Genomic DNA, 14,882 nt, shown 5'->3' on the forward strand with positions numbered 1-14,882 from the left:
GCGTGTTTTTTTGTTAATGCATTAATCCATTAAAAAACAACAAGTTATAAGTTATTGTTTTGGGTTTTTTTTGATTTTATACTTGTGTGAAGAGTAATAATTTGACATAATGATGAGTTCTAAAATAGTTATTGATCATAGACTGATATGCAAATTACAATGCTTAAGGCAAAATTACATCGAGCAACCGTAACTCATGCTGAATTAGGTTATGAGGGCTCTTGTGCTATTGATGGGGGAATACTGGATTACTCGGGGATCAGAGAATACGAACAAATCCAGATATACAATGTCAACAACGGTGAAAGGTTCACCACTTACGCAATTAGAGCAGAAGAAGGCTCGGGTGTCTTTTCTATAAATGGTGCGGCAGCTAGGCTTGCGTGTCCTGGAGACTATATTATAGTTTGCTCGTATGCTGAACTGGATGAGGCAGAACTAAAAAATTATCAGCCCACCCTGGTTTATTTTAACGATAAAAATGATATGGTGAAGACCGCCCATTCTATACCTGTACAAGCAGCGTAGGGCAGGGTGGCGTTAGATTTCTGAACTATATCAATAGTTTATTGATTATGCATCTTGTGGTGTGAGCGATGCATAGTTGCATGGCGATCATGGTCACGGAGTTGGGCATCAAACCACTGGTGAATGGCTGTAATTAAGTCAGGATCTTTAGTCATATAAATTATTTCAGCACCTTTAGGTGTTTCACGATACTCTATCGTAATTTCACCAGGCCTGGCGGAGCGCAATGCTTCAAGTCCAGGCATATCTTTACCATGTATTTTTTCCGGGTCGGAAAAGTCTGCTTGTTTAAAGTCGCGGGCAATTTTACCAAGATGCTCGCGGATAAGCTTTATTTGTTGCTCATTCTCTGGGTCTTTCGCAATCACTTGTTGGACGAAGCCGCTATCGCGGAGAAAAACAGCGCATCCCTTAAATTTAAAGTGTAACCTCATTGCCTGTTATATGCATAACAGGTAACTTGTAAGCTCATCCAACTAACAATAATGAGGTTACACTGTTATGACACCATCGATAGAGCTTAAATTCAACCATTATTATATCCAGCACTGTAAGCATTTAAAGCTTAAGGGACTGCAACCCAAAACCATTGACGCTTATTCACGCGCTATTCGCCGTATCGGGGAACACTTTCAGGGGCATCTGGATAACTTAACGCAAGATCAACTGGTGGATTATTTTCATGCTCTTTTAAGCCGCCTTTCCTGGAGTGCCGTGAAACTAGATCTCTATGGTCTCAAGTTTTTCTATACACATGTGCTACAAAAGCCGTGGGTTGATGTGCTAATGATTAAACCACCACGATGTACGCGTATACCCGATATTGTCACTGTGGTTGAAGCACAACAACTGTTTATGTCGACCCGTAATCTAAGCTATCGAGTTTTTTATTTTACGATTTACAGTCTAGGTTTACGTTTGGGCGAGGGCTTAAGCCTGAAAGTAGGTGATATTGATGCGACACGCATGCGGGTACATATTCGCAATGCCAAAGGCAATAAGGATCGGCTTGTGCCTTTGCCTGTGAATACCTTGAAGGTGTTGCGTAAGTTTTGGGCTGTGCATAAAAATCCAGTGCTGGTATTTCCCAACCGTGCCCGGGGTCTAAAAGGTGCACATCTTGCTGAATCCCCCCTTGATCGCGGTGGCATCCAGAAGACAATCCGTCTTGTGACGCAAGAAATGGGACTAAAAAAAAGATTTCCTGCCACTCGCTGCGCCACAGTTACGCCACTCACCTGTTAGAAGCCGGGGTTGATTTAGTTGAGTTGCAGAAGATTCTGGGCCATACCAGTTTAGTAACCACGGCTCGCTATACGCATTTGACCGATATTACCGATGAGAATGCAGAGCTGCACATTAATCAGTTAGTCAATGACTTTTCTATTCACTGGGGGCAGATTTCATGATAACCCTAGCTGCAGTGATTGATCAATTTCAGTCTGACTTTTTAAGCGAGTATCAATCTCGTTTACGCTCCAATCAGATCAGTGCATTACATGCCATGAAGAGCTGTCGGACACAGCTGAGTCCTGTGATGCAGGTTAACTGTGCAGACTGTGACTATCAAACCTTTGTGCCTCATTCCTGTGGCCAGCGTAACTGCCCGCATTGTCAACATCATGAGAGTCAACAATGGATTGAACGACAGGTACAAAAACAAGTCCCTGCTGATTATTTTATGAATACCTTTACCTTACCTGCGCAGTTAAGGTCGTTAGCCAGGCAGCATCCGCGGTTACTTTACAGTATGATGTTTGACTGTGCCTGGGCGACTTTACAGAGTTTTAGTAAAAATGATAAGCAGTTGCAAGGCGATGCCGGGGCGATTGCTGTCTTACATACACACTCACGCGAATTAAATTATCATCCGCATATTCATGTCATTATGCCTGCGGCAATCGTGGATAAAATCAAGAAGCTCTGGCGCACTAAGGAAGGCAAATACCTGTTTCATCATAAAGCACTAGCAAAAGTATTTCGTGCAAAGATGCTAGCGCGTATGAACGAAGAAAAGTTGCCATTTCCCACAGCTATTCCGGAAAAATGGGTGGTCGATTGTAAGTTTGTCGGTGCAGGCGATAAAGCATTGATATATCTGGGTCGATACCTGTATCGTGGTGTGATTCGTGAACAGGATATCTTATCCTGCCAAAATGGCAAAGTAACCTACCGTTATCAAGACAGCAAAACCAAACGCTATCAAACCAAAACGGTATCGGGGGCTAAATTTCTGTGGCTGGTGCTGCAACATGTTTTGCCTAAAGGCTTTCGTCGTGCGCGCAATTATGGCTTTTTACATCCGAATAGCAAGGGTGTTATTAAGTTGATTCACTCCCTGCTAAAGTTTGACCCGACGAAGATATTGCGTGCACTCAAAGTACGGCCGGCATTCAGTTGCAAATGTTGTGGCGGGGCGATGGTTGTTGGGCGTCGGCAAATACCCAGGGTGGAAATAATGTTTCAGCCTTTGCCAACTTAACAATTGGAATCACTAGCGCTTATGTAAATTTAAACACTTCGACCCAGGCTATCAGCGGATTAAATGCTGAGGGAGTTGCTTGGGCTAAAATCGGAGATTAAGGCAGAATTTTGCTCCGATACTTGGACTTTGAGAGTTGACTGCAATGGACAACGCTCAAAGTTCAGTTAAACAGGTAAAAACAGAGGTTCGATTCATCAGTCGGGCTGATCAACAAAAAGCTATTTTCATAGAGCGCATTAAATGAATTCCTACTATCGTGCCGGGCTTGTCCAACAAACGGTTCAGATTGTGGCTCGCTTCGCGATCACAATCTAACCTTATTCGTTGGACGAAGCCGCTATCGCGGAGAAAAACAGCGCATCCCTTAAATTTAAAGTGTAACCTCATTGCCTGTTATATGCATAACAGGTAACTTGTAAGCTCATCCAACTAACAATAATGAGGTTACACTGTTATGACACCATCGATAGAGCTTAAATTCAACCATTATTATATCCAGCACTGTAAGCATTTAAAGCTTAAGGGACTGCAACCCAAAACCATTGACGCTTATTCACGCGCTATTCGCCGTATCGGGGAACACTTTCAGGGGCATCTGGATAACTTAACGCAAGATCAACTGGTGGATTATTTTCATGCTCTTTTAAGCCGCCTTTCCTGGAGTGCCGTGAAACTAGATCTCTATGGTCTCAAGTTTTTCTATACACATGTGCTACAAAAGCCGTGGGTTGATGTGCTAATGATTAAACCACCACGATGTACGCGTATACCCGATATTGTCACTGTGGTTGAAGCACAACAACTGTTTATGTCGACCCGTAATCTAAGCTATCGAGTTTTTTATTTTACGATTTACAGTCTAGGTTTACGTTTGGGCGAGGGCTTAAGCCTGAAAGTAGGTGATATTGATGCGACACGCATGCGGGTACATATTCGCAATGCCAAAGGCAATAAGGATCGGCTTGTGCCTTTGCCTGTGAATACCTTGAAGGTGTTGCGTAAGTTTTGGGCTGTGCATAAAAATCCAGTGCTGGTATTTCCCAACCGTGCCCGGGGTCTAAAAGGTGCACATCTTGCTGAATCCCCCCTTGATCGCGGTGGCATCCAGAAGACAATCCGTCTTGTGACGCAAGAAATGGGACTAAAAAAAAGATTTCCTGCCACTCGCTGCGCCACAGTTACGCCACTCACCTGTTAGAAGCCGGGGTTGATTTAGTTGAGTTGCAGAAGATTCTGGGCCATACCAGTTTAGTAACCACGGCTCGCTATACGCATTTGACCGATATTACCGATGAGAATGCAGAGCTGCACATTAATCAGTTAGTCAATGACTTTTCTATTCACTGGGGGCAGATTTCATGATAACCCTAGCTGCAGTGATTGATCAATTTCAGTCTGACTTTTTAAGCGAGTATCAATCTCGTTTACGCTCCAATCAGATCAGTGCATTACATGCCATGAAGAGCTGTCGGACACAGCTGAGTCCTGTGATGCAGGTTAACTGTGCAGACTGTGACTATCAAACCTTTGTGCCTCATTCCTGTGGCCAGCGTAACTGCCCGCATTGTCAACATCATGAGAGTCAACAATGGATTGAACGACAGGTACAAAAACAAGTCCCTGCTGATTATTTTATGAATACCTTTACCTTACCTGCGCAGTTAAGGTCGTTAGCCAGGCAGCATCCGCGGTTACTTTACAGTATGATGTTTGACTGTGCCTGGGCGACTTTACAGAGTTTTAGTAAAAATGATAAGCAGTTGCAAGGCGATGCCGGGGCGATTGCTGTCTTACATACACACTCACGCGAATTAAATTATCATCCGCATATTCATGTCATTATGCCTGCGGCAATCGTGGATAAAATCAAGAAGCTCTGGCGCACTAAGGAAGGCAAATACCTGTTTCATCATAAAGCACTAGCAAAAGTATTTCGTGCAAAGATGCTAGCGCGTATGAACGAAGAAAAGTTGCCATTTCCCACAGCTATTCCGGAAAAATGGGTGGTCGATTGTAAGTTTGTCGGTGCAGGCGATAAAGCATTGATATATCTGGGTCGATACCTGTATCGTGGTGTGATTCGTGAACAGGATATCTTATCCTGCCAAAATGGCAAAGTAACCTACCGTTATCAAGACAGCAAAACCAAACGCTATCAAACCAAAACGGTATCGGGGGCTAAATTTCTGTGGCTGGTGCTGCAACATGTTTTGCCTAAAGGCTTTCGTCGTGCGCGCAATTATGGCTTTTTACATCCGAATAGCAAGGGTGTTATTAAGTTGATTCACTCCCTGCTAAAGTTTGACCCGACGAAGATATTGCGTGCACTCAAAGTACGGCCGGCATTCAGTTGCAAATGTTGTGGCGGGGCGATGGTTGTTGGGCGTCGGCAAATACCCAGGGTGGAAATAATGTTTCAGCCTTTGCCAACTTAACAATTGGAATCACTAGCGCTTATGTAAATTTAAACACTTCGACCCAGGCTATCAGCGGATTAAATGCTGAGGGAGTTGCTTGGGCTAAAATCGGAGATTAAGGCAGAATTTTGCTCCGATACTTGGACTTTGAGAGTTGACTGCAATGGACAACGCTCAAAGTTCAGTTAAACAGGTAAAAACAGAGGTTCGATTCATCAGTCGGGCTGATCAACAAAAAGCTATTTTCATAGAGCGCATTAAATGAATTCCTACTATCGTGCCGGGCTTGTCCAACAAACGGTTCAGATTGTGGCTCGCTTCGCGATCACAATCTAACCTTATTCGTTAGATTAAGGCAGAATTTTGCTCCGATACTTGGACTTTGAGAGTTGACTGCAATGGACAACGCTCAAAGTTCAGTTAAACAGGTAAAAACAGAGGTTCGATTCATCAGTCGGGCTGATCAACAAAAAGCTATTTTCATAGAGCGCATTAAATGAATTCCTACTATCGTGCCGGGCTTGTCCAACAAACGGTTCAGATTGTGGCTCGCTTCGCGATCACAATCTAACCTTATTCGTTGGACACCCCCATCTTTAACTTTTGAAAAGACATGTAAGGTCTGATTTAAATCAAAAGGCATCACCTGTTTACCCAACTGAGCAACTTCATTTATTCGTGCGTCAGATGCTTTTTCAATAGCCATTGCCGTTGTTATAACGCAGCTGCCAACTAATATACTGCATGCGAGTTTGAGAGTTCTCATAATGTAATGATGTGTTCCTTATTTCTAGGTTTTACATTGGCAAAATATGCATTCTGGTACTCAATGCATAATTTCCAGAAAGGTAATGAATCAATTTAACTTAAAGTCTGAGAGATAGATTAACAAATTCTCTATCCATTTTCTTTAATTTCGTACCGTCAGTTAGTGCCGATGACCAGGGTGCTTTTGAGTTATTAAGGAAAATATTTATTTTTTTATAGGAATAGATACACGGGAGCTATATGGTATATCTTTGTTATTTAACGCACTTAAATAAGGGTATTAGCTTATTAATTTTAAAATGGTCAGTTTTTTTTGATTTTTATTGTAAAAGGGAGGAAGAGCAAAAATCAGGCCAATGATAAGCGCCTATCTCAAGTTTTCAGGCGACATATTTATTATTGATATTTATCAATTACTGTAAGGTTTTAATGCATTAGTATCATCGTTATCAAACACTTTTTAGAGCTACTTTTTATTAAAATACATGGAGTATTTAATATGCAAAAATTATATTTAAAAACACTCGCTACATGTTCGATAACAGCAATTATTTCACCGCTACAGGCAGCAGATCTTGCTGATTCTGACAAAGCAATTTTGCCAACCATGTTTATTGAAGGGCAAATTCTAACCCCTGGAACCGTTGGGGTAAAGCCTGATAGTGGCGGAATAAGTGATGCAGCGGTTTTGTTACATAAAGTGCCGGGGGCGAATGTAAACTCAAATGGACCATTAACTGGTATTGCACAGTATCGTGGGCTCTTTGGAGACCGTGTTAATGTCATTACTGACGGAGCGACTTATAAATCGGCCTGTGCGAATGCGATGGATGCGCCCTTAAGTCATGTCCCGGCCGTATTAACCGAAACATTAACGGTCAAGCGCGGCATAGCTTCAGTGAGTAGCGGTATCGAAACTTTGGGTGGCAATATAGTCCAGAAGACTAGGAGCGGGGAATTCTCTGAAGATGATGAAATTTTATTTTCTGGTAGAACGGCAAATGGCTATAACTCAGTTAATACGGGATATTATGTAAGTTTATTTGCCAATATTGCAAATCAGAATCATAAGATTCACGGAGGAGGTAGTCGTGAAGCTGGCGAAGATTTTGCCTGGAGTGGAGGCGTGAACAGAGATACCAGTCACGAACGTAATGTAGGCACAGTAGGCTATGGTTTTCAAACTGATGATCAGGATCATCAGTTTGACATTGGTTATAATTATAATGACACCCATTTATCAGGAACGCCTTCTTTACCTATGGATATTGTTTATTCCAGAGGCGGTGTGACGAATTTAAATTACAATGGTTTGATAGCTGATAAATATGCAGTGACCACTGAGTTTAGCTATCAGGATATTGGGCATCAGATGAATAATTTTAGCTTACGGGGTGATGTTCTTGCTCCCAAACGTCGTGTATCTGATAATACTGCTGAAGGTTTTGGTTATAAATCAACTTTTAATATTCCGCTATTTGATGGGGGGTTATTACTAGGCGTTGATGGTGACAATATTGAACACAATGCTGTGATTACTAACCCATCTAGTGACGTATTTAAAATTAATAATTTCAATGATGTTACTCGCGATCGTTATGGCTTTTTTGCAGAATGGACAGGGGATATAGCTCCGGATTGGGCTTTTGAGCTGGGTGCCCGTTTAAACTGGATCAGAATGAATGCTGGTACTGTGAGTGGAGCAGGTGCCCCTATCTTTGCCCCGGGAAAATCAGGGACAAAACTAGCTGCTGATTTTAATGCCAGTGACCGGCTCAAAAACGATGTCAATTTAGATGTCGTCGCTGATTTAACCTACTACCTGAGTCCCGATATGGCTGTTGAATTAGGCTTTGGTAGAAAAACACGCTCCCCATCCTATCAGGAGCGTTTTTTATGGATGCCACTGAATGCTACGGGCGGTTTGGCTGATGGTCGGAATTATATTGGTAATGTAGATTTAACGCCTGAAACATCTTATCAAGTTGAATTAGGTTTTGATTGGCAAGGCGAGGCGGTGTATTTTACACCAAGAGCTTTTTACCGCTATGTGGATAATTATATTCAGGGAGCGCCAACACAAAATCAGGCAGCTCTCGCTATAGATCCGACTGCTCTGGAATTCACCAATGTTAATGCTCAATTGTATGGTGTAGATATGGAAGCAGGTTACCGTTTTCTTGAAGATTGGCGTGTCGATTTTTTGCTTAGCTATGTGCGTGGTGAACGGACTGATATTACAGATAATTTATATCGTTTAGCGCCAGTTAATGGGAAAGTTAGCTTCTTTTATGATACAGATGAATGGCTAGCGGGAACTGAGTTGGTCGGTTATGGTAAACAGGATAAAACATCTGAATTTAATGATGAGCCGCCAACTGCCGGCTATATCCTTTGGAACTTGCGTATGCAATACCGTCCTCAATTTAAATATGCACAAGGTTTGCAACTAGGTTTTGGTATAGAAAACCTGCTTGATAAGGGTTATCGGGTTCACCTTAATGGCTTGAATCGAAATCCTACCAATGACGGCACCGCAATTGGCGAGCATTTACCCGGCCCAGGAAGGAACTTTTATGCTACTGTGAGTTACGATTGGTAACACAGTTGGGACGCTTAATTATATTCAAGAGTATGGGACGCTTTTTAAGCTTCCCATACTCATAGAAGGTTCCAGTACAACATCAGCAAGTTACTTCTTAATACTAATTAAGCCCACGTTGGAAAATTCACTGCTAGAATCTGAAGAGTAGGCTTTTACTGCAATATAAAATGCCGCTCCATTCCAGAGGTCAGCAGAAAAACTAGTATTATTGTCTAGATCAAAACTGCCTATAGTCTCAGGTCCTATAAATGGATAGGGCGCAAAGAATAAAGTATAGCCATTGGCATTACCAACACTATTCCATGAGAGAGTGACTCTGATGCCATTAGTAGCAATGTTAATTTCTGGAGCAGATAGTGCAGTGTCAGATAGATTATATCGATATAATTCGGCACCATAGTCCTTTGTTGTTCTATCGCTACCATAAAAATATAACTGTTCATTGAAATTAACTGGACACCTGAGCTGGCTCACACTTACATCGGTATTGATTGTACCTGCTTCAGTGCCATCACTCATCCATAAGTTAGTGACATAGTCAGTTTGTTTTTCTGCGAAAAAAAGTGTGTCACCAACAGCAGTAAAGCAATAGAGTCTTGAACTATATTCACCCTCGTCTATATCTTTAATCATAAAGGTGCTGTTTGCCGTACCATTGCTTTTCCAGAGTTCCCAGCCATGCTCTTTGTCGTTTGCTCTGAAAAAAAGCGTACCATTCACATTTGTTAGACTCCAATCAGTATAGCTAGCATTGGTTTCTGCAATTTTTTTGACTACGATAGTTCCATCTGGAGTACCATCACTTTTCCATAAATCATAACTGTCTAAGCCAGTCCCTTTAGCTATAAAATAAAGCATATTACCCACGGCGGCATAATTCTGTCCATCATAAGCAATGGCATCAAAATGTTTAACCAGAACTGTTTGTCCCGAGTTTGTGTCATACCGCCAAAACTCATAAACAGGAGATCGTAAATAGCCTAAGTAAATGATATCATTTACCGGGGTCATAAACCGGATACCTCCATTAAAACTTTCCTCAAAACTGGTAACTACCTGTGTTCCTCCTGGTGTGCCATTGCTAGTCCAGATATTGTCTCCGACCAGGAAATATAGCCTGTCATTTACTGCCATTAAGCTATGCGGTGAACTAGAACCTGAACCTGGGTTTATATCTTTTACCATTCTTGTTCCCGCAACTGACCCATCACTGACCCATAGTTCGCGGCCATAATCAGGGTCGCTCCAGGGCACAAAGTAATACAGGCCATCTGCACCGATGGCTTGAAATCGATTATCAAGATAATCGGGCAGGTCGATAAGTTTAAAAGTCCCCTCGGCAGAGCCATTACTTCTCCAAAGTTCATAGACATTGTCAGACCAACGTCGGATTGAAAAATAATAAATATTATTAACGACTTGATAGCTTCCATTTGTTAATTGAAATCCATATACACTATGATCAAGGTCAGTCATCTTTAAGGTTCCAGAAGCTGTACCATCAGAGGTCCATATTTGTCTGGTGTTTGAATTGTTTTCCGTTTGCGCAGAAAAGAACAGCAATTCACTACCCGCTTTCAGGTTATAAATACTATTGCTACCTTCAGTATTAATATCTTTGACCAACTCAAGGCCAGCAGCGGTTATCGAACTTGAAAAAAAAGCAATAAATAATGTAAAAATTAAATAAATAAGCCTACGTTTATTGTTAATGGGTAGGTGGCCATTTGTTAACGTTTTCATGTCAATTCTCCTAAAGAATATAGAATTAAATGACTCCTATTACGTGTATTTTTCAGTGGTTCTAGTCTTGAAATAGTTAATAGGAAGTACTGACTATATCTTTACCATAAATACCTTATCTTTTATATGATAAATATCAATTGTGTGTAAATTTAAATTCCTGTAAGTCATTATATAATGGGTTTTTAAGGGGTTATAGATAAAATAATTGAAGTCAATTTGAAATAGCTATTGACGATAATAGTTAATTAATTTATAGAAAGTGGGTTGTTCTTTTATAAAAATTTGAACTGCCTCACATTATCAAAAGTTGACTAAAATACTCAGTAGAAAATTCTGAAAAATAAGCGTATAGATTATAGGTGAATTAATGAAAACTAAAGTTAGATAGAAGATAAAGTCACTGAAAGTGATGCAAAAAAAATGTCTAACTGATTTTATTTAACAGCCGGGATACGGTAGTTTCTGTTTTGAATATTGCAACGATTTAAGGTTGGGCAGAATATTGGTTTTTCGGGGTGTTTCTGAAATAAATGAGTTGTAGCAAGAAGAGGGGAATAGCGATGAAAATTTTAATAAAAAAAATGAGTTTCGTGTTGAGTATGCTTATTATGCTAGGTTTCAGTCAGGCAATATTTTCTGAGACAGACCCAACAGAAACAATGGTGGTCACAGTAGATGGTACGGATATCACTGCTGACTGGTCACTAATGCCAGAAGCCAATAGCTATACTTTATATTATGCCTATGCTGATTATAAAGGTGATGTTGATCTGGACACTATTGGTTCCATAAAGATGGGGCAGTCAAAAAGTATTTTCGCACCCAATTTACCCAGTGGGGTGATTTTCTTTACTGCTATTATTGCCCATGCAGACCCGGGAGATATTCTCTCAAATATTGCAGAGTTTATGCCATTTGGAGGCACCGTTACGATTCCTGAGTCGGGTAGTGTTCTGATACAAGTGGAAGACCCAGGTGGGTTCGGGTCTATTTCTATTATGGGTACCAAGAATGAAGAGGTGGCAGATATAGTAATATCTGAAATTGTAGGTGATGATGGTTCTGGGTCTTTTGTTCTGACTATTAGGGATGATAAACCTGTGTCATATACAAAGAATGGTGCACTGGTAAATATAATTTATCATGATGATGGTTCTATTAGTTTTCAGACTGTGGATGCAAAGCAAGGTATCAATTTTTCAAAAGTTGCAATGGGTAGGTCAAATGATGGCGCTGATTGTAATCTTGGCAGAAAAGAATATGAAAAAACTCTCGCTAGTGATCAATTGAGACTTGGATTTACTACCCCTGTGTTTGATAGGGCAAAGGAGCAAGGCTTTCCTTTTGAGATATACAGACATCTATATAGAATACAATTTATATTTTTAGTTAGGCTAGGGGAGCCAACAGATCAAAGGGTGATTTTAGCGAATAATAAACTTTTATCTTATTTGGCAATACTGCATTACTCTCTAGAAGGCATCGTTGATGATATGCTTCAGGAGTATGATGAGCAGTGTTCAACTAATACTATCGTGGTTCCTGTTTGTGAGAATCAGTGTATTGGTGAAGTAATATCAATTGATACGTTTTGTCCTGTCCCTGGAGGTGCTGAGATAATGGATACTTGTGGTACATTTACTGGAACTAATGATGAGTATTATAATATTTACTATGTTCTCAATAGCACGCTGGTAGGGCCTAAATTTCATTATGATTCATGTGATGAAACTTCTCAGCATTTAATTTCTCAGACATGCAAAGATGCTGAGGGACAAAGGCAAGGCTGGGGTATCGAATATGAAACCAGCGGGGTGATGAAGAGTGCTGATCATTATGTAAATAACCAGAGAGATGGTCATGGTTATGATTTTTACAGTGATGGGTCAGTGAAAATAGATTGGTTGTGGGCGATTGGAAAAAATACTGGTTACGTTGGTTATGAAGAAGATGGAAGAATGGTAAGCTGTAACTACTCAGCGGATCCTATATGTGTATGGGGAACGTGGTATTAGTTAGCGTTTACTCAGAAACGACATGCAACTGATTTATTAACAACGTCCAAAAAAAATTATTATAACTAAGGCATCTGAAAATAAATAATCGTCCGATATTTGGGCAGGATTTTTGTCCGTCATCAGCGCTGTAGCAATAGGCGCATAGCTGGCTTCGTAACTATTGCTACAGCGCTGATGACGGACAAAAAGACCAGCAAGGATGGATGATTATTTGTTTCCAGGTGCCTAATCTAGACTCTACAAAATCCTTGCGCTAGAAACCGTGAGCAACTAATTTTTCTAGGATAATAGCTCTATGTTATTTGCTTAAGCTTATCAATATCAATCAGGGCTCCCTGTTGCTCGACCTGTAGATATTCAAGACGTTTGAATTCAGCAATAATTCGACTGGCAGTCTCAGTAGTAATCGCTAATAGTGCTCCCATGTCCTCACGACTAGGAAGATAAAAATAGTGATTTGAATTATGCTGGGCTAAATAGAGCAGTAAATTGGCAACACGTTTTTTTGAGTTGCCCACTGTAAATTCAGATAGCCATATATTGGCATCACTTTGAACTTTATACCAGCGAGCCGTTAATTGTTTATAAAGGTGAGGAGAGTGCTGGTTTAGTTGTTCAATATCTTCAACGGGTATTCGGCATATTGAAGTCTCTTGTAAAGCGATAGCATGGTGTAGGTAAGGGCTATTATGTAAAGCTTCAATTCCGGCAAGGTCACCCTGGCGCAATAAACGCACTACTCTATAATTACCATTAGGTAAATAGCGTACCAGTTTTATCATGCCTGAGCGGACGGTGAAAACGAATTCAGGAGCTTGCTGTTCTCGATACAATGTCTCACCTGTTGCTAATTCAATATCAATAATAGGATGGTGTAGTTGCTCAAAATCCTCCTGTTGTAAATCTGCAAACAGGACTAATTCACGAATACGACATTGCTTGCATTTTTCTGCTCCATTCCATGCCTGGTGGACTAAGTTAGGTTTCATTTGCTAGCTGTTGATGTAGGTGTGCTGGAAAAATCAAAATGAGTCATAAACAGTGGCGTTTTCAGTCTACTTCCTCAACCCATGTGCACTGTGTCTTGACAATGTCAGCGGATCCATTAGTACCAATCCCTTTAGCTATGATTGCCACGACCCTATCATCTGACTTGTAAGCAGAATGCGCGGTGAGCGGGTTGGCAAAGGTGCCAATACCCAATAAATCGGTCACTTGGGCAACATTGATTTCTACATTTGCAATGCTAATGCATAAGCGAGAATCCAGATATTGCTGGGCAAAACCATAGGGAAGAGGGTAGCTAACTATGTCATTAGGATCATTGAACGCGATAATCTGGGTTGATTGATATATGCGCTCATCAAAATGAGAGCCATCAGCCTGACAATAATCCGCATGCTGTTGTGTGACTTCGGCTTTTTTTCTGCCTAATTGTAAAAGAGGCAGCTGGTTAGCCAGCATGAAAATATACGTGTTTTTTTGTTTTAGAATCTGTACGGCTGTTTGTGGTTTCTTTAGGGTGCCGCGATAAGTATCTGAATCATTGCCTAGGGTTTTTGCCAAACGTTGTAAGCCGTCAATGGTAATGCGACTGCCTAAGCTATGTGTGACAAAAGCGTAGTGGTTGTTTTGTAAGTTATCAGCAAAACCTTCTGCGTGAAAATCGCAGGTGCTGCTTGTATGGTTGGCCAGCCCTTGCCAATTTGTGGCAGCCATCCAGCAATAGGCCTGGGTAAAGGATGTTAAGATATCGCGACGGTGATCTCCCAGATAGAGAAATGAATCCGGCATGGTTTCATTGCTGAACGTTTTTAGTAGATTATTGATATCTGCACGATGATGCGCATATTCCCCAGTACTATCATAGGCTATGAATTTTTTGGCTTCTAGGGTAATGCTGGACCAGAGTAGTTCATAGAATATTAGCGTTTTACTCTGGTCTTCATTGAAGTAGCGGTGAACTCGAAGACTGCCCAGGTTTTTTGTTGTCTCAACGGGATCAACTAGATCGATGGTCTTATAACCAGGCGATTTTTTGTGCAACCCCATTTCAGCACTTAACTTGTTCAGAAACTCAGCTGAATAACCCGCCGTATGATTGCCTATGCCATGAACCATCAGGACTTTTAGTGTGTCTGTTAGCAGCGGTTCCAGACCTGAAAAAGGCCGGCTAGTGACTTTGCAAATGCGCGTATCAGTAGTCTGGTTATGATCCAGGATGGCTTCTGTAATGCCATAACCAAAACTGGAACAGCCCGTTAGCAAAATTAAACCGCATAAAATGAGAATGTACTTTTTAAATTCAAACACTA

At 41.0% G+C, this 14,882-nt stretch carries 10 protein-coding genes and 2 pseudogenes; 7 read left to right on the top strand and 5 right to left on the bottom strand.

What is annotated here, in order from left to right; translation table 11 throughout:
* Nucleotides 1-147: 147 nt before the first annotated feature.
* The gene (gene panD, locus ACQY3F_RS02565; RefSeq protein WP_428353336.1) at nucleotides 148-528 is read left to right on the top strand and encodes an aspartate 1-decarboxylase; all 381 of its coding nucleotides are present in this window, start codon (nucleotides 148-150) and stop codon (nucleotides 526-528) included.
* 38 nt (nucleotides 529-566) lie between these two features.
* Here panD and ACQY3F_RS02570 read toward each other — a convergent pair whose 3' ends face one another.
* On the bottom strand, nucleotides 567-962 hold the full coding sequence (locus tag ACQY3F_RS02570; protein ID WP_428353337.1) for a hypothetical protein: 396 nt from the start codon (nucleotides 960-962) through the stop codon (nucleotides 567-569).
* Between the two features lie 67 nt (nucleotides 963-1,029).
* Between ACQY3F_RS02570 and ACQY3F_RS02575 the strand changes: the two are divergent.
* From ACQY3F_RS02575 to ACQY3F_RS02590, 4 genes and pseudogenes are all read left to right on the top strand, one after another.
* Nucleotides 1,030-1,937: pseudogene (locus ACQY3F_RS02575) on the top strand (tyrosine-type recombinase/integrase).
* Nucleotides 1,934-3,010, top strand: a complete 1,077-nt coding sequence (locus ACQY3F_RS02580) for an IS91 family transposase (RefSeq protein WP_428352924.1) — start codon at nucleotides 1,934-1,936, stop codon at nucleotides 3,008-3,010. The pseudogene ACQY3F_RS02575 and the gene ACQY3F_RS02580 overlap by 4 nt, the downstream one beginning before the upstream one ends.
* 457 nt (nucleotides 3,011-3,467) lie before the next feature.
* Nucleotides 3,468-4,375 (top strand): annotated as a pseudogene (locus ACQY3F_RS02585) (tyrosine-type recombinase/integrase).
* Nucleotides 4,372-5,448: an IS91 family transposase gene (locus ACQY3F_RS02590; protein WP_428352924.1), complete on the top strand. Its 1,077-nt coding sequence runs from the start codon at nucleotides 4,372-4,374 to the stop codon at nucleotides 5,446-5,448. The pseudogene ACQY3F_RS02585 and the gene ACQY3F_RS02590 overlap by 4 nt, the downstream one beginning before the upstream one ends.
* 445 nt (nucleotides 5,449-5,893) lie before the next feature.
* On the opposite strand, the gene ACQY3F_RS02595 is transcribed toward ACQY3F_RS02590, so the two are convergent.
* Nucleotides 5,894-6,136: a hypothetical protein gene (locus ACQY3F_RS02595; RefSeq protein WP_428353338.1), complete on the bottom strand. Its 243-nt coding sequence runs from the start codon at nucleotides 6,134-6,136 to the stop codon at nucleotides 5,894-5,896.
* 561 nt (nucleotides 6,137-6,697) lie between these two features.
* Between ACQY3F_RS02595 and ACQY3F_RS02600 the strand changes: the two genes are divergently transcribed.
* A complete protein-coding gene (locus ACQY3F_RS02600; protein WP_428353339.1) occupies nucleotides 6,698-8,800 on the top strand; it encodes a TonB-dependent receptor in 2,103 nt (700 codons plus the stop codon).
* Between the two features lie 90 nt (nucleotides 8,801-8,890).
* Here the strand turns inward: ACQY3F_RS02600 and ACQY3F_RS02605 are convergent, their stop codons facing one another.
* On the bottom strand, nucleotides 8,891-10,546 hold the full coding sequence (locus ACQY3F_RS02605) for a hypothetical protein (protein WP_428353340.1): 1,656 nt from the start codon (nucleotides 10,544-10,546) through the stop codon (nucleotides 8,891-8,893).
* A 563-nt stretch (nucleotides 10,547-11,109) separates the two neighbouring features.
* On the opposite strand from ACQY3F_RS02605, the gene ACQY3F_RS02610 reads away from it, so the two are divergent.
* On the top strand, nucleotides 11,110-12,564 hold the full coding sequence (locus ACQY3F_RS02610; protein ID WP_428353341.1) for a hypothetical protein: 1,455 nt from the start codon (nucleotides 11,110-11,112) through the stop codon (nucleotides 12,562-12,564).
* Nucleotides 12,565-12,860: 296 nt separating this feature from the next.
* Here the strand turns inward: ACQY3F_RS02610 and ACQY3F_RS02615 are convergent, their stop codons facing one another.
* Both ACQY3F_RS02615 and ACQY3F_RS02620 read right to left on the bottom strand, forming a co-directional pair.
* The gene (locus ACQY3F_RS02615; protein WP_428353342.1) at nucleotides 12,861-13,556 is read right to left on the bottom strand and encodes a Crp/Fnr family transcriptional regulator; all 696 of its coding nucleotides are present in this window, start codon (nucleotides 13,554-13,556) and stop codon (nucleotides 12,861-12,863) included.
* Between the two features lie 61 nt (nucleotides 13,557-13,617).
* Nucleotides 13,618-14,880, bottom strand: coding sequence for a hypothetical protein (locus ACQY3F_RS02620; RefSeq protein ID WP_428353343.1), 1,263 nt, complete (start codon nucleotides 14,878-14,880; stop codon nucleotides 13,618-13,620).
* Nucleotides 14,881-14,882: the final 2 nt, after the last annotated feature.

It is taken from the genome of Methyloprofundus sp. (assembly GCF_965251085.1).
In the GTDB taxonomy this organism is placed as follows: domain Bacteria; phylum Pseudomonadota; class Gammaproteobacteria; order Methylococcales; family Methylomonadaceae; genus Methyloprofundus.